At 37.2% G+C, this 18,621-nt stretch carries 21 protein-coding genes; 17 read left to right on the top strand and 4 right to left on the bottom strand.

Features of this window, described 5'->3' with window-relative positions; all coding sequences use genetic code 11:
* Positions 1-103: 103 nt before the first annotated feature.
* On the top strand, positions 104-508 hold the full coding sequence (locus IGJ55_RS03710) for a hypothetical protein (RefSeq protein WP_069639265.1): 405 nt from the start codon (positions 104-106) through the stop codon (positions 506-508).
* Positions 509-748: 240 nt separating this feature from the next.
* Positions 749-895 carry a hypothetical protein gene (locus IGJ55_RS03715; RefSeq protein ID WP_167351662.1) on the top strand — a complete coding sequence of 49 codons (147 nt, stop codon included), beginning with the start codon at positions 749-751 and terminating at the stop codon, positions 893-895.
* A gap of 69 nt (positions 896-964) precedes the next feature.
* Here IGJ55_RS03715 and IGJ55_RS03720 read toward each other — a convergent pair whose 3' ends face one another.
* Positions 965-1,774, bottom strand: coding sequence for a metallophosphoesterase (locus IGJ55_RS03720; protein WP_430607329.1), 810 nt, complete (start codon positions 1,772-1,774; stop codon positions 965-967).
* Positions 1,775-1,950: 176 nt separating this feature from the next.
* Between IGJ55_RS03720 and IGJ55_RS03725 the strand changes: the two genes are divergently transcribed.
* From IGJ55_RS03725 to IGJ55_RS03760, 8 genes are all read left to right on the top strand, one after another.
* Entirely contained in the window at positions 1,951-3,015 is a 1,065-nt protein-coding gene (locus IGJ55_RS03725; RefSeq protein ID WP_430607330.1) for a M24 family metallopeptidase, read from the top strand.
* Positions 3,016-3,275: 260 nt separating this feature from the next.
* On the top strand, positions 3,276-3,701 hold the full coding sequence (locus IGJ55_RS03730) for an Asp23/Gls24 family envelope stress response protein (protein WP_069639263.1): 426 nt from the start codon (positions 3,276-3,278) through the stop codon (positions 3,699-3,701).
* On the top strand, positions 3,694-4,143 hold the full coding sequence (gene nusB / locus IGJ55_RS03735; RefSeq protein WP_069639262.1) for a transcription antitermination factor NusB: 450 nt from the start codon (positions 3,694-3,696) through the stop codon (positions 4,141-4,143). Before IGJ55_RS03730 ends, nusB begins: the two co-directional genes overlap by 8 nt.
* 521 nt (positions 4,144-4,664) lie before the next feature.
* Positions 4,665-5,510 (top strand): bifunctional methylenetetrahydrofolate dehydrogenase/methenyltetrahydrofolate cyclohydrolase, encoded by an 846-nt coding sequence (locus IGJ55_RS03740; protein ID WP_430607333.1) that lies wholly within the window; start codon positions 4,665-4,667, stop codon positions 5,508-5,510.
* A 9-nt stretch (positions 5,511-5,519) separates the two neighbouring features.
* Complete coding sequence (xseA, locus tag IGJ55_RS03745) at positions 5,520-6,863, top strand: exodeoxyribonuclease VII large subunit (RefSeq protein WP_430607336.1); 1,344 nt, start codon at positions 5,520-5,522, stop codon at positions 6,861-6,863.
* 4 nt (positions 6,864-6,867) lie between these two features.
* Entirely contained in the window at positions 6,868-7,107 is a 240-nt protein-coding gene (locus IGJ55_RS03750; protein ID WP_069639259.1) for an exodeoxyribonuclease VII small subunit, read from the top strand.
* Positions 7,107-7,994 (top strand): polyprenyl synthetase family protein, encoded by an 888-nt coding sequence (locus IGJ55_RS03755; RefSeq protein ID WP_069639258.1) that lies wholly within the window; start codon positions 7,107-7,109, stop codon positions 7,992-7,994. The genes IGJ55_RS03750 and IGJ55_RS03755 overlap by 1 nt, the downstream gene beginning before the upstream one ends.
* A 16-nt stretch (positions 7,995-8,010) precedes the next feature.
* Positions 8,011-8,826 carry a TlyA family RNA methyltransferase gene (locus IGJ55_RS03760; protein WP_430607339.1) on the top strand — a complete coding sequence of 272 codons (816 nt, stop codon included), beginning with the start codon at positions 8,011-8,013 and terminating at the stop codon, positions 8,824-8,826.
* Positions 8,827-8,891: 65 nt separating this feature from the next.
* On the opposite strand, the gene IGJ55_RS03765 is transcribed toward IGJ55_RS03760, so the two are convergent.
* Positions 8,892-10,400: an NAD-dependent epimerase/dehydratase family protein gene (locus IGJ55_RS03765; RefSeq protein WP_430607341.1), complete on the bottom strand. Its 1,509-nt coding sequence runs from the start codon at positions 10,398-10,400 to the stop codon at positions 8,892-8,894.
* 255 nt (positions 10,401-10,655) lie between these two features.
* Here IGJ55_RS03765 and IGJ55_RS03770 point away from each other — a divergent pair, with 255 nt between their 5' ends.
* Positions 10,656-11,105 (top strand): arginine repressor, encoded by a 450-nt coding sequence (locus tag IGJ55_RS03770; RefSeq protein WP_069639255.1) that lies wholly within the window; start codon positions 10,656-10,658, stop codon positions 11,103-11,105.
* A gap of 17 nt (positions 11,106-11,122) precedes the next feature.
* Positions 11,123-12,817 carry a DNA repair protein RecN gene (gene recN / locus IGJ55_RS03775; RefSeq protein WP_430607342.1) on the top strand — a complete coding sequence of 565 codons (1,695 nt, stop codon included), beginning with the start codon at positions 11,123-11,125 and terminating at the stop codon, positions 12,815-12,817.
* Positions 12,818-12,901: 84 nt separating this feature from the next.
* On the opposite strand, the gene IGJ55_RS03780 is transcribed toward recN, so the two are convergent.
* Complete coding sequence (locus IGJ55_RS03780; RefSeq protein WP_083244299.1) at positions 12,902-13,015, bottom strand: DUF4044 domain-containing protein; 114 nt, start codon at positions 13,013-13,015, stop codon at positions 12,902-12,904.
* Positions 13,016-13,086: 71 nt separating this feature from the next.
* On the bottom strand, positions 13,087-14,043 hold the full coding sequence (locus IGJ55_RS03785; protein WP_429950293.1) for a magnesium transporter CorA family protein: 957 nt from the start codon (positions 14,041-14,043) through the stop codon (positions 13,087-13,089).
* A 182-nt stretch (positions 14,044-14,225) separates the two neighbouring features.
* Here IGJ55_RS03785 and IGJ55_RS03790 point away from each other — a divergent pair, with 182 nt between their 5' ends.
* The 5 genes from IGJ55_RS03790 to IGJ55_RS03810 all read left to right on the top strand — a co-directional run bounded on the left by IGJ55_RS03790 (position 14,226) and on the right by IGJ55_RS03810 (position 18,581).
* The gene (locus IGJ55_RS03790) at positions 14,226-14,597 is read left to right on the top strand and encodes a DUF3397 domain-containing protein (protein WP_069639251.1); all 372 of its coding nucleotides are present in this window, start codon (positions 14,226-14,228) and stop codon (positions 14,595-14,597) included.
* Positions 14,598-14,877: 280 nt separating this feature from the next.
* Positions 14,878-15,309: a division/cell wall cluster transcriptional repressor MraZ gene (gene mraZ / locus IGJ55_RS03795; RefSeq protein WP_010762855.1), complete on the top strand. Its 432-nt coding sequence runs from the start codon at positions 14,878-14,880 to the stop codon at positions 15,307-15,309.
* A 13-nt stretch (positions 15,310-15,322) separates the two neighbouring features.
* The gene (gene rsmH / locus IGJ55_RS03800) at positions 15,323-16,282 is read left to right on the top strand and encodes a 16S rRNA (cytosine(1402)-N(4))-methyltransferase RsmH (protein WP_069639250.1); all 960 of its coding nucleotides are present in this window, start codon (positions 15,323-15,325) and stop codon (positions 16,280-16,282) included.
* Between the two features lie 16 nt (positions 16,283-16,298).
* Positions 16,299-16,700, top strand: a complete 402-nt coding sequence (gene ftsL, locus IGJ55_RS03805) for a cell division protein FtsL (protein ID WP_207120999.1) — start codon at positions 16,299-16,301, stop codon at positions 16,698-16,700.
* Positions 16,701-18,581, top strand: coding sequence for a peptidoglycan D,D-transpeptidase FtsI family protein (locus IGJ55_RS03810; RefSeq protein WP_430607345.1), 1,881 nt, complete (start codon positions 16,701-16,703; stop codon positions 18,579-18,581). It begins immediately after the preceding gene.
* Positions 18,582-18,621 lie beyond the last annotated feature (40 nt).

Consider the following 18,621-nt stretch of genomic DNA (forward strand, 5'->3'; position numbering starts at 1 on the left):
GTTCTTCTCGTTTTTTCCTTTGTTAAAAAAGGGTATAGCTTTCCAAAAGCACTATAACCTTGTTATAATTAATAGAAACTTGATTAACAGGGGGCCTTCAACGATGGAAATACATGAGCGAATTGTCAGGTTATTAAATTCAAGTACCGTATTTTTGATTTCAACAATTGATAAACGTGATTTTCCAACGGTTATTACTGTTTCTGAACCGCTATGGAGAGAGGGCTTATTGAAGTTACAATTTTATTTAGATGGACATGGTGAAACAGTAAAAAATATTCAATGTAATCAAAACGGATCGGTTTGTTGCTATCAAGAAATTGAACATGAGAGTCTGCTTTTAAAAGGGAAGTTTGCCATTGAGCAGATTGAATCAATGGAAATGATCGAACCTAAATTATCCTCCTATCAAAAAGAATTGAATCATCCAGAACCTGTCTTGGTTACTTTCGAAACTTGGACAGCTAGAATACATATGGATAAGAAAACAAAAGACATTATTGTTTAGCAGTACAGTCAGTCGTTTTTTTGATCATTTATTGTGAAGAGCTGAGAGAATAAACGATCTCCGCTCTTTTTTGTTTTTCAAGGAGAAAAAATATTTTTAAGCAAAAATAATTGTTTTTCGTAATGTCTTAATAAGTGTTCATAAAATCTTCGAGGATTTTTATGTTTGGGTTAAGTTGTGTTGGCTATAGTTAAGTTACATCAATTAGTACAGTTCATAAATGATAAAGGGGGAATGGTAATGTACGCTGTAAAAGTATTACATGGCTATATTGGTAGAGACGGGCAACGTACAAGAGATAAAAAAAGTGTTCGAATCTTTCAAACTAAAAATTATGCAAAAAAATTCGCTGATAAAATTGGCGGTCGAGTAAAGGAACTTGATTAACGTACTAAACTAACAGGAAACGACTACCCCAAAATAATATTATTTTGGGGTAGTCGTTTCCTGTTGATTCTAAATATAAAGATCGAAAACGGCAATTTCAGGGGGCACTCTAAACCGTGCTGGAATTTTTGTCGTTCCCAACCCTGTATTGACATAGAGAGTTGTGTTGTTTGCTAAATCATAAAAGCCAGTGAAATACTTTTCTGCCAACGTATTCTTAATAGTAATAAAAGGAAGCTTGATTTGACCGCCGTGGCTGTGACCCGATAAAATCAATTGAACATTGTGATCAAGAACGTCATCAGCTTTATCTGGCTCATGACTTAGTAGAATAGTATACTCACTTTGACGATCAACTAAAGTGTCATTGATGGATGAATTTCCCAACATGGAATCATCTAAACCGCCGATATAAACTGATTTTTCGTTAGGCAATGAGACATTTAAGCCCGTATTTTCTAGTAGCTGAAAATCTGCAGCTGCTAAAATATCGGGGTAAACGCGAGCCGCACCACCGCCATAATCATGATTGCCCCAAACCGCGTATTTCCCTAGAGGAGCTTTTAAGCGGCTCAAAGCGGCGATTACTTCTTCGGCTGGTCCGTATTTAGCGTAGTTATCGAATAAATCACCTGTAAATACAATGATATCTGGATTTTCATTATTTACTTTTGTTACGATTTTTTCTAGTTGGGTAACAGGATATTTTTCTTGAATATGAATGTCTGAAAGTTGAACAATTTTGACTGGTTTTTTTCCGTCATTATTTCCAATTGTGTAGTTATGTACGACAATCCTTTTTGGTTCTATAAAAAAGGCATAAACGATTATACCGATGATAGCGAACAGAGTTAAATAGATAAAGTATCTTTTCTTCATTCAGTAACCTCACTTTCGCTTTAAACTATAACTGAAATAAATTAAAAAAGAATAAAATTAGCGCTTATACTGGAGAAACTTTAGAATAATTTAGAGGTTGTATGTCTTCGGTGTTTTTCAAAATCATTATTTGTTATAATAAGGAAGAACCTATTTTGGAAAGAAGGATGAAAAAAATGATGGCAAGAGTAAATAAATTAAGAACATTGATGAAAAAAAACGATCTTTCAGGGTTTTTAGTGACAAGTCCGTATAATTTACGTTATTTAACGAATTTCACAGGAACAACTGGATTAGCCGTTATCACGTTGGACAAAGCTTTTTTTATAACGGATTTTCGTTATACTGAACAAGCAGCAGAGCAAGCACAAGGGTTTGAAATCATTCAAAATTCTGGTCCGATTTATGATGAAGTTGTGGCTATCGCAGAAAAAGAACAATTGGCTAATTTGGCATTTGAAGAAACGTTTGTTAGTTTTGCAGAATATAGCTTATTGGAAGAAATTACACCGTGTGATTTAATTCCAGTAGCAGGCTTGATCGAAGAGCTTCGTGAAGTTAAAGATGAAGAAGAAATTGCGATTATTGAAAAGGCGTGCAGCATTGCAGATATGGGCTTTAAGCACATTTTGACGGTAATCAAACCAGGTATGACGGAAATTGAAATTGCCAACCAATTAGATTTTTATATGCGTTCTTTAGGTGCTTCGGGCGTATCTTTTGAAACAATCGTTGCAAGCGGTGTTCGTTCAGCAATGCCTCATGGCGTTGCGAGTCAAAAGGTTATCGAAAAAGGGGATTTGATCACACTAGATTTTGGCTGTTATTATGAAGGCTATGTTTCAGATATGACTAGAACCTTTGCAATCGGGGAACCAGATAGCAAATTAAAAGACATCTACCAAATTGTTTTAGAAGCACAATTAAAAGTATTAGATGAGGCAAAACCTGGCTTAACAGGTATTCAATTGGATGCGATTGCTCGTGATCATATCGTTTCTTATGGCTACGGTGAGGCATTTGGTCATAGTACAGGTCACGGGATTGGTTTAGAAATCCACGAAGGACCAAATGTTTCCTTTAGAGCAGATCAACAATTTTTTCCTGGAAATGTAATTACGGATGAACCAGGAATTTATCTGCCTGGCCTTGGAGGTGTTAGAATCGAGGACGATTTATTGATTACTAAAGATGGGAATCGAGTACTGACACATTCCCCTAAAGAATTGATTATATTATAAAAATGAGCATACTCATAAGAAAAAACCAGTAGATTTCTGGAGTGACCCTTTATTTTAAGCTCAAACCGTTTTTGACTCATTTTCTCATAGTTTTTTTGGTAGCGAAACGAGTGAATTAATGATAAACTATGGAAGAATGGAAACATTAGATAGGTAAATGGATAGAAGCTTTGATGATTTAAAAAGTTTCTTGTCATAACTGAATGTCAACTACGTTTGTGTGTTTATCTAGCTACGCTTTTATTATAAGGAGGATTAAAATGACTGACGAAAAAAATCTAGTGATCAATACAAAAGATTCTTTAGGCGAAATCGTGATTGCGCCGGAAGTAATTGAAGTCATTATTGGTATTGCAGCATCTAAAATTGATGGTGTATATGGCATGCGAGGAACATTTGCTAATAATGTAACAGAATTTTTAGGCCGTGCCGCTCACGGTAAAGGCGTTTATTTAAGAGCTGAAGAAGAAGGATTAAAAGTCGATATTTATTGTTACTTAAATTATGGCATCTCTGTCCCTAAAGTAGCATTAGAGATGCAAGATCGTGTGAAACAACAAGTATTATTCATGACGGATATCGATTTAGTAGAAGTGAATATTCATGTCGTCGCTGTTGTTCCTGAAAAGCTTCCTGAACCAGATTTTGATGAATTATTCCCAGAAGATGAGGGCGAAAATGAGTAAGCCAAGTTTTACTCGTCGAGAGATTCGTGAAAAAGCGCTTCAAGCGTTATTTCCTTTAGATTTTAATGTTGACTTAACAAAACAAGATGCAATTTCTTATGCATTAGAGTTAGATAATCAAGAAATCATTAGTGAAGACGGAGAAGAATTTGTTCCAACTTACTTAGATTTATTGGTAGGTGGCGTTTGTGATCGAAAGGCAGAACTTGACGAGGTTATCAAAAAACATTTAGGGAACAATTGGTCAATCACCCGTATTGCTAAAATGGATCTGATCATTTTACGGATAGCAATTTTTGAAATGCTTTATGTGGGAGATGTTCCTAACACAGTCGCTTTAGACGAAGCAATTGAATTAGCGAAAAAATATAGTGACGACCGTTCAAGAAAATTTGTTAATGGTGTCTTATCGAATGTAATGAAAGAAATTGATTCAAAGTAGAAATACTTTGAATCTTTTTTGTTGTGAATCACTACGACTGGCTTAGCCAGAGTAGATGATGAACAATACTTGGCGACCGAAGGGAGAGAAGTGACCTTACTAGAGAATCACTAAGAGTTAAAACTCTAAGAATTGAAGGATTACGACTGGCTTAGCCAGAGTAGATGATGAACAATACTTGGCGACCGAAGGGAGAGAAGTGACCTTACTAGAGAATCACTAAGAGTTAAAACTCTAAGAATTGAAGGATTACGACTGGCTTAGCCAGAGTAGATGATGAACAATACAAGGCGTGCAAAGGGAGAGAAGTGACCTTACTAGAGAACCACTAAGAGTTAAAACTCTAAGAATTGAAGGATTACGACTGGCTTAGCCAGAGTAGATGATGAACAATACAAGGCGTGCAAAGGGAGAGAAGTTTCATTGATATACAATTCAAGGAGATAGACAGTATAGAGTGTTAAGACTAGCAGAATTATGCTAAAATAAAAGAATATAATCAAAAAATGAGGAGTGATCTTATGGGAGAGTTAATCAACGGCCGCGAATTAGCAGATAAAATGCAAGCACAAATCAAAGAAGAAGTGCAAGACCTTGAAAAAAAAGGCATTCATCCTGGGTTAGTTGTATTATTAGTTGGTGAAAATCAGGCAAGTCAAACCTATGTGAAAAACAAAGATTTGGCTGCTGCTAAAATCGGTATTCGCTCGAAAATCGAACGTTTGCCGGAAACTATTTCAGAAGTAGAGCTACTTTCTGTAATCGAACAGTACAATCAAGATCCAAATTACCATGGTATATTGGTTCAGTTGCCGCTACCAAAGCATATTGATGAAGAAAAAGTTTTGTTAGCTGTTGATCCTAACAAAGATGTCGATGGTTTCCATCCAATGAATATGGGGCATTTATTCATTGGTGAGCCGACGATGATCCCTTGTACTCCTTATGGCATTATGAAGATGTTTGAAGCCTATAATATTGACCTAGAAGGAAAACGTGCAGTTGTGATTGGTCGCAGTAATATCGTGGGTAAGCCAATGGCTCAATTAATGATGATGAAAAACGCGACGGTAACGATTGCCCATTCAAGGACCGTTGATCTACCAGCAGTAGCAAAAGAGGCGGATATCTTAGTTGTTGCAATTGGTCGGGGGCATTTTGTGACAAAAGAATTTGTCAAACCAGGTGCAGTCGTGATCGATGTTGGCATGAATCGAGATGAAAATGGCAAACTGATCGGGGATGTAAAATTCGACGAAGTTTCAGAAGTTGCGAGCTTTATCACACCAGTACCAAAAGGTGTGGGTCCGATGACCATCACGATGTTGATGTATCAAACAGTTGAAGCCGCTAAAAAACAAAAGTAAGGTGAGAAGATGGAACAGCAGTATTTAACAGTCACAGCTTTAACCAAATATTTGAAACGTAAATTCGATGCTGATCCATATTTAGAACGGGTTTATTTAACAGGCGAAATTTCCAATTTTCGTCTGCGCCCAAATGCACATCAATATTTTAGTATAAAAGATGATGGTGCTAAGATTTCTGCGATCATGTTTAAATCTGCTTTTCAAAAACTAAAGTTTCAACCAAAAGAAGGGATGAAAGTCTTATTGGTTGGTCGGGTTTCACTATATGAAAGCGGGGGCTCTTATCAAATTTATGTCGAGCATATGGAGCCCGATGGTGTGGGAGCTTTATATCAAGCTTTAGCTGAGTTGCGTGAAAAATTAGGCAAAGAAGGTTTGTTTGAAGGACCTAAAAAGCTATTACCTCGATATCCTAAGCGGATTGCAGTGGTTACTAGTCCAAGCGGCGCAGTGATTCGAGATATTATTACGACAGTCAAACGAAGATATCCGATCGCTCAATTGGTCTTATTTCCAACACTTGTTCAAGGAGATCAAGCGGCTGATGATATTGTTCGTAATATTCAACGCATTGAAGAACTTGGGACATTTGATACAATGATCATTGGACGTGGTGGTGGCTCGATCGAGGATCTGTGGCCTTTTAACGAAGAAAAAGTTGCTAGAGCCATTTATCAAGCAAACACACCGATCATTTCTTCAGTGGGACATGAAACGGATGTGACGATTGCCGATATGGTAGCAGACGTCAGAGCCGCAACGCCAACGGCTGCAGCTGAGTTGGCTGTCCCTGTTTTAAATGAAGAATTGCTAAGGATCAAGGAACGACAAACGCGTTTAGAGCAAAGCTTCCTTTATCAATTACAACAAAAAAACGAGCGTTACCAACGATTGAAAAACTCCTATGTATTTAAACAGCCTGAGCGTTTATATGAAGGTCAAACGATTAAATTAGATCGAATCAATCAAAGACTGTTTCAATCGATGGAAACGATTTACCATCAAAAGCAACGAACAGCACAGGAAATCATTGCACAATTTAGACAACAAACACCGCTTGGACAAATTAGAGAAGGACAGCAGCAACTAAGTTTTTTGGCTAAATCGCTTCATGACCGAATGGATCAATACATGAAAGACAGACAAAAACAATTTACTTCTGCTGTTCAGCAACTTGATTTGTTAAGCCCGTTAAAAATCATGGGCCGCGGTTACAGTTATACGACCAAAGATCAACAAGTGATCAAGTCGGTCAATGAATTACAAGTAAAAGAAAAAATCCAAATCCATTATGTCGATGGATTAGTAGATACGGTGATTGAGAAAATAACACCAGTTGAAGAGGAGTAGAAAGATGGCCAAAGAAAAAGCAGTCGAAAAAACATTTGAAGAATCATTAGCTGAATTAGAAGAAATCGTTCAGCGTTTAGAACGTGGTGATGTTCCTCTAGAAGAAGCCCTATCAGCCTTTCAAGAAGGGATGGTTTTAAGCAAACAATGCCAAGATACCTTGGAAAAAGCAGAAAAGACATTGACGAAAGTTATGACGGCAAACGATGAAGAAGTCGCTTTTGAAGAAAGTGAGGAAAATTGATGGAAGATTTCAATGATTTTCGTGAGCAGAGTCTACCGCTTATAGAAAAAGAAATGGAAAATTTTATCAATGACTACACGACAAATAACCAACTAAAAGAAGCAATGTTGTATTCGATTCGTGCAGGAGGCAAGCGATTTCGTCCACTTCTAGTATTAGCTGTGCTTCAGGCTTTTAACAAAGAAGTGCAAACACATGACTATCAAGTAGCGGCAGCCTTAGAAATGATTCACACATATTCCTTGATTCATGATGATCTACCTGCAATGGATGATGATGATTTAAGACGCGGTAAGCCAACAAATCATAAAGTATTTGGAGAAGCGCAGGCAATACTAGCTGGCGATGGTTTACTGACCGCTGCATTTCAATTAATAGCTATCAGCCAAATTGAGTCAGATCAAAAGATCTTGCTGATTCAATTATTAAGTAAGGCGGCTGGTACCCAGGGAATGGTCGCAGGCCAAGCAGGAGATTTACAAGGTGAAAATCAATCGCTCTCTTTGAGTGAATTAGTGGATATCCATGAAAAGAAAACAGGGGCTTTGATTGAATTTGCACTTTTGGCAGGCGGTATTTTAGCTGAGCAACCAGAAGAGATCGTTCTTTTATTAGGCACATTTGCCCAACATTTAGGGTTAGCGTTTCAGATCAAAGATGATTTATTGGATGCGACTAGTTCAGAAGAAGCGTTAGGAAAACAGGTTGGACGTGACGAAGCGTTACACAAAAGTACCTATCCAAGCCTACTGGGTTTAACGGGTGCTAAAGAAGCGCTAGAGGAACAATTGGTTTTTGCCAGTACGGTTCTAGAGACAATAAAGCAAACTAGCTGTGAGTTTCATTCGGAATTATTACAAGAATTAGTCGAACAATTGCGATTATGATAGAAAGAAGGCCCTTATGAAAAAAGAGCGCGTAGATATTTTAGCGTTTACTCAAGGATTATTTGAGACAAGAGAAAAAGCCAAACGAGCAGTGATGGCTGGATTAGTTTATAATGACAAGAATGAACGGTTGGATAAACCAGGTGAGAAAATCTTGATTGAAACGCCACTTCAGGTAAAAGGACAAACATTACCTTATGTGTCGCGTGGCGGTTTGAAATTGGAAAAAGCTTTAGACGTATTTGGTCTAGATGTTGCTGGGAAAACCATGTTAGACATCGGTTCTTCAACTGGCGGATTTACGGATGTCGCTTTGCAAAATGGTGCGCGTTTAAGTTATGCGTTAGATGTGGGTTACAATCAGTTAGCTTGGAAGATTCGTCAGGATGAACGTGTAGTAGTCATGGAACGAACGAATTTTCGTTACAGTACACCAGAAGATTTTCAAGAAGGTGTTCCAGATATCGCTACGATTGATGTATCATTTATTTCACTAAAACTAATCTTACCTCCACTGCACAACATTTTAAAACCTGGTGGGAAAGTTGTCGCCTTGATCAAGCCGCAATTTGAAGCCGGAAAAGAATTGGTTGGTAAAAAAGGAATCGTTCGAGAACCAGAAACCCATAAATTTGTGTTGAATGAGATTCTTACATTTGCACAAGAGCATGGTTATTCAATTGGCGGCTTAGATTTTTCTCCTATTACAGGCGGAGAAGGAAATATAGAATTTTTGGCTTACTTGACGTCTGTAGAAGGTCAAGGTAGTCTTGAAGCTACAGTAGACATAGATGAAACTGTAGCAACTGCACACCAACAATTAAAAAAATAGAAAAAAACAAGTACCAGTATACACTGAATAATCGTCGTGTACGCTAGTGCTTGTTTTGTTTGTGCTTAAACAGTTGCTGTTATATCCGTATCTTTGACATGTTTTTTATACTCATGTGCTTGTTCTGATTTGTCATGAAGAGGATTCCAGACTTGAGCAAAAAATGGACTATGTTTAGCTAATTCATGATAATTCCAGCTTGTTCGCTCACATTCATCACACCAATGTCCACCTTCTAAAATCAGACGAGGGCTGGCAGAAAATGTATGCCCCTTATGACAGACGAAAGCCAATTGAGTCGTCCAATCGCCTGTGGTCATTGTTTCTGAAAGACAAGTGCCACCTCTAAAGTGAGCCGCTTGCTGCAAGTCGTTGATGGTTAATTCTGCTTCTGGTTTTGCTTCGTCATAGCCGTGATCCAATACAATCGCATCGCCATCTGGGCGATAAAGAATAAAGCGATCCCAGCCAGGAATCTTAGCCCACTGTTCTTTTGAAATGAAGAAAGGATTTAGTTGTTCATCTTGATTGTGAATAAGCCAATGTAAGGTACCAGTATCAGTTAAAGCAACTTGCTCATTCCCTTGCTTGATCATAGCCGCAATCTGTTGACTCGTCATAACAGGTGCATTTTCCGGCGCTTGTTCACGCATCACTTTCCCATAATAACGAACAAAATCTTCTGTTGTTTGCGAACGGAAATGAAGAAAATCATTTAATTTATCTGAATCTAAATACCATTGACCGTGGAAATTATGTGTAGCGTACCAATTTGGCTCGCACACGTCTTTAAACTGTTCAACACCGATTTCCTTCATCATAGCAGCCATTAATTCATAATTTGTGTTTCGACAGTCTTCACCTCCGCCGATATTGTACACATGTCCCCAGAAATCACTATCGACCCACTCCTCACAAGCATTGGCGCACAGCACACCAGAATCCTGATCGGTCACCCATTCAAGAACATTATTTAACGGTTGATGAAAAGCGATCCCTTCATTTAAGCTGAATTCTTTGATCGACATGATGCCAGTCTGACGTAAAGACACCCAATGTTTGATGCCAGAGTCAATAACTGCACGTTCAGCTGCGATTTTTGATACAGCATAATAATCATGAACACTGGGTTTTAGAGGGTCCCCGATGCGTCCCCAATGAATAGGTGCTGTTCGATCACCAGTTTCTGCCACGGTCCCGATATTGACCAACTTAATCTCCTCTTTGTTGGGTTGAGCTAAAATCGCTTTGATTAAATTTAGAGTACCGCCATAATTGATTTTCATTGCATCGGCAGGATAACGATCAGCTGCAGGAGAGACAAATGCAGCACAATGAATCACAAAGTCACAGCCAGTGACACATTGAAGGACATCGTCATAATTTACAAGATCCCCCCAGTAGATTTCTAGGCTAGAATTATTCTTGTACTGTTCCATAAATGTTCGATTTTTTTCTGAATCTCTTGCTAAAGTAACCACTTGAAATCGATCAGATCGATTTAAGAGCTGCTTCATTGTTTCGCCGCCCATCGTACCTGTTGTACCAGTAACAAACACTCTTTTTTTATTCATATAAACTCTCTTCCTTTCTTTGATGTAGTTGTAATGTTAGCGCTTTCTTGTTCGGTTTGTCAATAGTAGATGACTTTTTTTGAATAGGATTAAGTATTTCTTTAGATGAAAAAACAAGTATTCAATAGATAACATGAACTAGATCGTAGCTAAAGACTTGCATATTCCCATGGATTCTTAGCTTTTACACTTTCAAAATGAATAAAAATACGCTATGATAAAATGGAAATGAAACGAAAAAGGGGTCAATTATTTATGAGGAAAAAGGATCGGCATCGTTTGATTACTCGTTTATTAGCTGATAAAAATATTCAGAAACAAGAAGATTTTGTTATATATCTAGAAGAAAAAGGAATAGAGGTCACTCAGGCAACAATTTCTCGTGATATTAAAGAAATGAAGCTGATCAAAGTTCCTTCAATCGATGGTGGTTATCGTTACAGTATTCCTGCTGAAACAAAAGAAGATACGTCGGTAAAATTAGAAAAATTATTAAAAGATGCATTTGTTTCAGTTGACCAGATGGAAAAGCAGGTTATTTTGCGTACTATACCAGGGAATGCTGCGGCTGCTTCCAATTTAATAGAAAAGCATTATAAAGAAATTGTTTTTGCCACACTCAATGACGATGATGGTGTTTTGATCATTGCACGCACTGAAAAAGATGCTGAATTTTTAAAAAATGAATTTTTCCGATATCTATAAAATCGAGGTGAATAGAAATGCTGCAAGAACTTTCTGTAAAGAATTTTGCGATCATATCCTCTTTACAATTAGAATTCCAGATGGGAATGACTGTCTTAACAGGTGAAACGGGTGCAGGTAAATCAATTATTATCGATGCCATGAGCTTGTTGACTGGGGGAAGAGGATCAAGCGATTATATCCGTCAGGGTGCTTCAAAATGTACATTAGAAGGTTTGTTTACAATGCCTAAAAATCAAGAATTGTATAACCTTTTACATGAGCTAGGCATCGAAATGGATGAAGAATCGATCGTGATCCAACGCGATATTTCAACTTCTGGTAAAAATGTTTGCCGCGTCAATGGTCGGATCATCAATATCGCCAATTTACGTAAGGTCGGTGAATTTTTAGTTGATATCCATGGTCAAAATGAGCATCAAGAATTGATGCAAAGTGAGAAACATTTAGGTATGTTGGATGATTTTGGCGGTAAAGAGTTGCTTAAAATAAAAGAACGATATGAAGAGTTGTATTCTGAATACCGTATGATCGAAAAAAAAGTTAGAAATCGTCAAAAAAACGAAAAAGAATTTGCACAGCGGATGGATATGCTACAGTTTCAAAGCGATGAGATTGCTAGCGCAGAACTTGTCTTAGGTGAAGAAGAAAAATTGATCGAAGAACGAAATAAGTTAGGGAATTTCCAAAAAATCGCAGATGCATTAGCAACAAGCTATGAAGCCGTTAATGGAGAGTCTGAAAGTAGTCTGGATAAAATTGGCTATGCAATGAATGAACTATTGTCGATTGAAACACTTGATCCAGAATACAAAGCAATCTCAGAAGCATTTCAAAATAGTTATTATCTGCTGCAAGAAGCAAGCGGCGACTTGTCGCGGCATATCGATAGTTTAGAACTGGATGAAAACCGCTTGAATGAAGTTGAAACCAGATTAGAACTGATTCGGCAGATGAAAAGAAAATACGGTGAATCAATCGAGTCGATTCTTGATTACTATCAAGAAATCACGCGTGAGTTGGCGGATGCTGATTTTCTAGAAGGTCGTACGGGTGAATTGGAATCATTACTGGTTGAAAAGAGAAATCAGGTGATTGAAAATGGCTTGAAGTTGAGAACGATCAGAAAAAAAATTGCCAAAAAATTAGAAAAAAATATTTTGCGAGAATTAAAAGAATTATATATGGAAAGAACGGTCTTTGATATTCGCTTTACAGAATTGGCCGAAGAACAAATCACAGAAGAAGGGTTGGACCAAGTTGAATTTTATATTACGACGAATCCAGGTGAACCATTAAAACCTCTAGTTAGAGTAGCTTCAGGTGGAGAGCTTTCTCGTGTGATGTTGGCATTAAAAACTATTTTTTCTAAATCTCAAGGAATCACTAGCATCGTTTTTGACGAGGTAGATACAGGTGTGAGCGGACGCGTTGCCCAAGCAATTGCCGATAAAATCTATCAAATCTCTGAAAATTCACAAGTTTTATGTATCACCCATCTTCCGCAGGTTGCAGCTGTTGCGGACTACCAGTATTTTATTGAAAAGGAAATTATTGGTGAGCGGACTGAAACGAAAGTCCGTAGATTAAATCAAGATGAACGTGTGGCAGAGATAGCCCGCATGCTTTCTGGCAGTGAAATCACTAAACTAACCACAGAACATGCTAAAGAATTACTGAATATGGCTGGAAATGAGCGGAAAAGTCGTTAAAAAACTTTTTGAATACAGTAAAAAATGGAGAAGAACAGACGATGCTTTACATCATGTTCTTCTCCTAATTGTTTATTTAGTTGATTATCCTAAACTCATTACAGCAGTCAAAATTGTTGAGCCAGCAATGGCAATCAGCATCAACCAAACAACGATTTTTGTGACTTTAGAAAATGTACTTGTCTTTTTATCGTTCATTGATCATACACATCCTTATTCTTTACTTCCTACAGTTTACATCCTTTTGTTAAAATCAGCAACTAGAAATTTTACAAAAGGTTTCGTTTCTTTAGCCTGTGGATAACGAAAACGCAAGTCGCTGTAGTTATGATAAAAATCCAAAAAAAGGCATCTTCACGATTTGCAAAAGGGAGTTTAACATTCATTCCAAAAATTCCCCCGATGATCGTTGGGATCGTTAAGACAATTGTCAAAGAAGTCAAAATCTTCATGACATTATTTAGATTGTTGGAAACGATAGCTGAAAAAGTGTCACTGATTTTATCTACAAGTTTTAATTGGATCTTCGTTGTTGTGGCCGCTTGTTTCGTTTCGACAAGAATATCATGGAGGCGTGGTAAATGTGCTCTGGGATCTTTGAAAAGACTGGCACTATAAAGCATATTTAACACGTCAAGATTGGAATTGATCGCCGATTCGAAATAGACTAAACTTTTTTGGATATCCATGATTTGATAAAGCTGGCTATTTTCTGTAGAGACTTTTAGTTCGCCTTCTAATTTATTCGTTTCTTTAATCAACTCTTTTAAAAAACGATTATAGCAAGTTGAAATCTGCCAAGATAAATATAAAATAAGTGTCTCTTGAATTGGTAATTCAATTGTTGGAACTTCTGTAGAAAGAGCCTTTTTTATAAAATCAGCAGAATTGTTGATCACTGTAATTACTTTTCCATCAGTCGTTAAAATGACTGCAAACGGAAAGGTATTTAACTGAGTATACCCGCTGGGGCTAATTGTTGCATGGGGATACTGAATCAACATCAGGGCAGGTTCTTCCAGTACATTTTGATGAAGACCTTCAAAACGAGAATTTTCGTCATCATCTAGTACACCTGTGATATAATCTTTAGGGAGCTTGTAAGTCGTGACTAAGTGATCGATTTCTTCTTCAGTAGGCTTTTCAACAGCAAGCCAAACTGTATCCTCTGTATCGGTTCTCGATGGAGTGAAACGTCTATTTTCTATTTTCAAATAATTGATCAAAGTGCCACCTCATTTTTTCAAATCTATTTTCCTCCATTATAATAGACTTGACCTGTTTTTGGCGAATAAAGGCCTTAGAAATTAGTATTATTTAGGCATGAACATTTAAACGAAATGAAACACAGGTGTAAAGAAAATAAAGTATAGTTAATAAAGCGTGTTACGAAAGGAATTGTTAGTAAATGGTGTCGTTTTCAGTCATTATGCTTTTTTGGTATGTTTTTCCAGTAATTGTGTTATTTGCGTGTAATTTTATTATTTCAACGTTTTCCTTAACGGAACGTTTTAAAGTCAAAGCACCAGATATCTCGATTCCATTTTTATTTATAGGATTAAATGAACTATCCAAAGACAGTTATGGACAATCAATTGTGCCTTATATGATCATCTCTGTTTTATTACTCGGTATTTGTGTGGCAGTTTTTCAAGCCTATTATTATGGGGAAATTCTGTATGGCAGATATTTTAAAATGTTTTGGCGCTTAGTCTTTCTTCTAAGCTTAGTCTTATATGCAGTACTCGTTCTATTAAATATCCTCCATTATTTTTCATAAAATAGAATAGGTTGGGCAGCTATCTGCCCACTTCTCCCCACGCATCCTGTTTGTAATATTTTTATGAGAGAGTTGACGGAGAAATAAACAGGTGATTTCTTTTAAAAATCAATTACATAGATGATGAGAACGCTTTTCTTCGAAATTAAACCACCAATTGAAATATTACAAACTTTTTAAATAACTATTAAAAGAAAGAAGATTTATTGTTTTTGGTGGTAGAAAGTGGTGGGATGTGGTAGACTGTTTCTATCAAGTGGAAAAGTGGGAGGAATTGGCTATGTTTATGGGTGAATTTCAACATAATATAGATGCCAAAGGCCGACTCATTGTACCAGCTAAATTTCGCGACCAATTGGGTGAGAAATTTGTGGTAACTAGGGGAATGGATGGCTGTTTATTTGGTTATCCAATGTCCGAATGGGAGCAATTAGAGGAAAAGTTAAAAGAAATGCCTCTAGCTAAGAAAGATGCCCGCACATTTGTCCGCTTTTTTTACTCGGCTGCTACGGAATGTGAGATCGACAAGCAAGGTAGGATCAATATCCCTGCCGCTTTGAGAACACACGGTAGTTTGGAAAAAGCTTGTGTAATCATCGGTGTTTCAAATCGAATTGAGATTTGGGATGAAGCCCGTTGGCAAGAATTTTCAACTGAAGCTGAAGAAAATTTTGATGAAATTGCAGAAACAATGATTGATTTTGGTTTTTAGAAAGAGGAGCATTATGACGGAAGAGTTTCAGCACTATACTGTTTTATTAAAAGAAACAGTTGACGGCTTACATGTGAAAGAAGATGGCATTTATGTCGATTGCACATTAGGCGGTGCAGGTCATAGTGAGTACCTACTCTCACAATTAGGGGAGCATGGGCACTTATACGCATTCGATCAAGACCAAAAAGCTTTGGACTTTGCAGCACAACGATTAAAAAAATATGTTGATCAAGGCATGGTGACTTTTATCAAGTCGAATTTTCGACATTTAAAACAACAATTAGCGAATGATGGAATCGATCATGTCGATGGTATTTTATACGATTTAGGAGTGTCTTCTCCGCAATTGGATGAAGCTGAGCGTGGCTTTAGCTATCATCAAGATGCGCCGCTTGACATGCGGATGGATCAAGATGCACCCTTATCTGCTTATGACGTCGTTAATGATTACAGCTATCACGAATTAGTGAAGATTTTCTTCCGCTATGGTGAGGAAAAATTTTCTAAGCAGGTTGCTAGAGAAATCGAACGAGTACGGGAAAAAGCACCGATCGAAACAACTAGTGAATTAGTAGAAATCATTAAATCTGCAATCCCTGCACCTGCTAGACGTAAAGGCGGACATCCAGCCAAACGAATCTTTCAAGCCATTCGAATTGCTGTGAATGATGAGCTAGGTGTTGTAGAAGAGTCGTTAGAGCAAGCAATTGCTTTACTGAATAAAAATGGTCGAATCAGTGTGATTACATTCCACTCTTTAGAAGATCGAATTGTAAAAAACATGTTTAAAGAATATAGTACGATGCAAGATTTACCACCAGGTCTTCCAGTGGTTCCAGAAGAATTCCAACCAGAATTAAAAGTTATTACTAGAAAGCCGATTTTACCAGGTGAGACTGAATTGGCTGAGAATAATCGCTCACGAAGTGCTAAATTAAGAATTGCCGAAAAAGTTAAATTAATCTTATAAAGAAAGGGGTAACGACATGGCTGAGCTAAAAAAAATGGAAGATTTTCAATATGATATTCCAGTAATTGATGAACCAGTCATTGGTCCTGAACATGAGCCTAAGGTTCAAAGAAATGTAGACCTACCCCAATCTCCTAAAAGGAAGTTGAGAAATATCTCACTTTTAGAAAAGACAATCGGCTTTTTATTACTCGTAGCGATTATTGGTATAGCAATTCTCACCATTCAAGTACGTACCTCCATTACACAAATGACCAATGAAATCACTGAAACACAAGCAACAATCCAAGAAAAAGAAGAGTCTGCATTGAAGCTAGAACAACAAAAAAATGAATTATCAAAAGCAGATCGTATCAAAGAAGTTGCTAAAAACAGAGGTCTTTCAGATAACCTTGATAATATAAGGAAAGTGAAATAAATGAGCATAAAAAATAAAATAAAGAATTTTGTCAAAAAGAAGAACTTAAATCCAATGAACAATCGTAAAAAAGTAGGCATTATTTTATTTGCTACGAGTATTGGATTGTTCTTTTTATTTGCCTTTAGATTAACGTACATTGTAGCTGTAGGAAAGGTTGCAGGTGTTTCTCTTCCTGAAAAGACAGCGAATCTTTATCAAGGCAGCAGTGTGGTCAAAGCGAAAAGAGGAGCTATTTTAGATCGTAACGGGGAAGTTATTGCAGAAGATGCTACCTCTTATTCCGTTTATGCGATCTTGTCTGAGACTTATTTAGGTGAAGAAAATAAAAAACTTTATGCACAGAAAAAAGATTTTCAAACACTAGCAGAAATCTTAGATAGAAATACTGAGCTGACCAAAGATGAAGCATTAGGTTTTCTTAATAGTGGAGTAAATGAAGATGGAACTGTAAAATTCCAAGTAGAATTTGGTTCTAAAGGAAAAGATATCACATTAGAAACAAGACAAAAAATTGAAGATGAACTAAAACAAAATAAACTTGCGGGTCTCTATTTTGAAGGCCATCCAGCAAGAATCTATCCAAATGGCGTCTTTGCTTCTCATTTTATTGGATATACTGACTCTGCCGACGCAGAGGACGATTCAAAAGGGTTAATCGGAAAAATGGGAATTGAAAAATCGTATAATGACATCTTAAGTGGACAAGATGGCAAAATCGATTACGAAAAGGATGTATACGGAAATCCTTTACCTGGGACAGTTGCTAGTGAGAAGAAAGCTGTTGATGGAAAAGACATCTATACAACGCTGGATACTCGTATTCAAAGCCGCTTAGAATCATTGCTCGATCCAGTGGTAGAAGAATTCAAGCCGGAAGATATGACGGCAATGTTAATGAAAGCTAAAACAGGAGAAATTCTCGCGATGTCACAACGCCCATCGTTTAATCCGGAAACAAAAGAAGGATTAGACAAAGACACAGTTTGGCGTAATATTCTCGTAGAAGATAAATTTGAACCTGGTTCAACTATGAAATTATTTACGGCAGCAGCAGCGATGCAAGAAGGGAAATTCAGCCCTAACACAACGTTTACTTATCCAGCCGGTGGGTACAAGTTAGATGACCGTATAGTGAACGATCATGATTATGGTGCGGTTGGACCATTAACATTCCGTCAAGCGATTTCTTGGTCTAGTAATGTCGGAATGCTGACATTGGAACAGGCGATGGATCCAACTGGTGAAGTTTGGAAAAGCTATTTAGAAAAATTTGGGTTTGGAAAATCAACGAATTCAGGCTTAGCAGGAGAATCTGCTGGAGAACTTCCTGGTGATAACTGGGTCGATCTAGCGATGTCATCGTTTGGTCAAGCTGTTTCGGTAACAAATTTTCAAATGATGCAAGCTTATACAGCGATTGCAAATGATGGTTCTATGTTGAAGCCACAATATATTAGTAAAATCGTGGATAAGGATACTGGTGAAGAAAAAGTAACTCAGACAGAGAAAGTGGGTCAACCTGTAATAACTCCGCAAGCCGCAAGCGATATTCGGACTTATATGGTTGATACTGTAGAAGATCCTAATTATGGGATTGCATATGATGTATATTCAGTTCCAGGTTATCATGTAGCAGCTAAAACGGGAACGGCTCAAATTACTGGAGAAAATGGTTATATGGCAGGATTAACAGATTACACCTACTCAGTGGTAGAAATGGTTCCAGCAGATAACCCTGAATATATTTTGTATCTTACAATGAAAAAACCTCAAACTTATACAAGAGAGGCGCTTGCAAAAATTGCGAATCCATTAATGAAAGTGGTAATGGATTCAATGGACAGTGAATCAACAGAATCGGTAGATGCAGCGAAATAAATAGTTAAAAGAATATCAACGTAGACCAATACGAGTCGAA

Origin of the sequence: Enterococcus sp. AZ170 (genome assembly GCF_050545135.1) — a bacterium.
GTDB classification, from domain to species: domain Bacteria; phylum Bacillota; class Bacilli; order Lactobacillales; family Enterococcaceae; genus Enterococcus_L; species Enterococcus_L ureilyticus.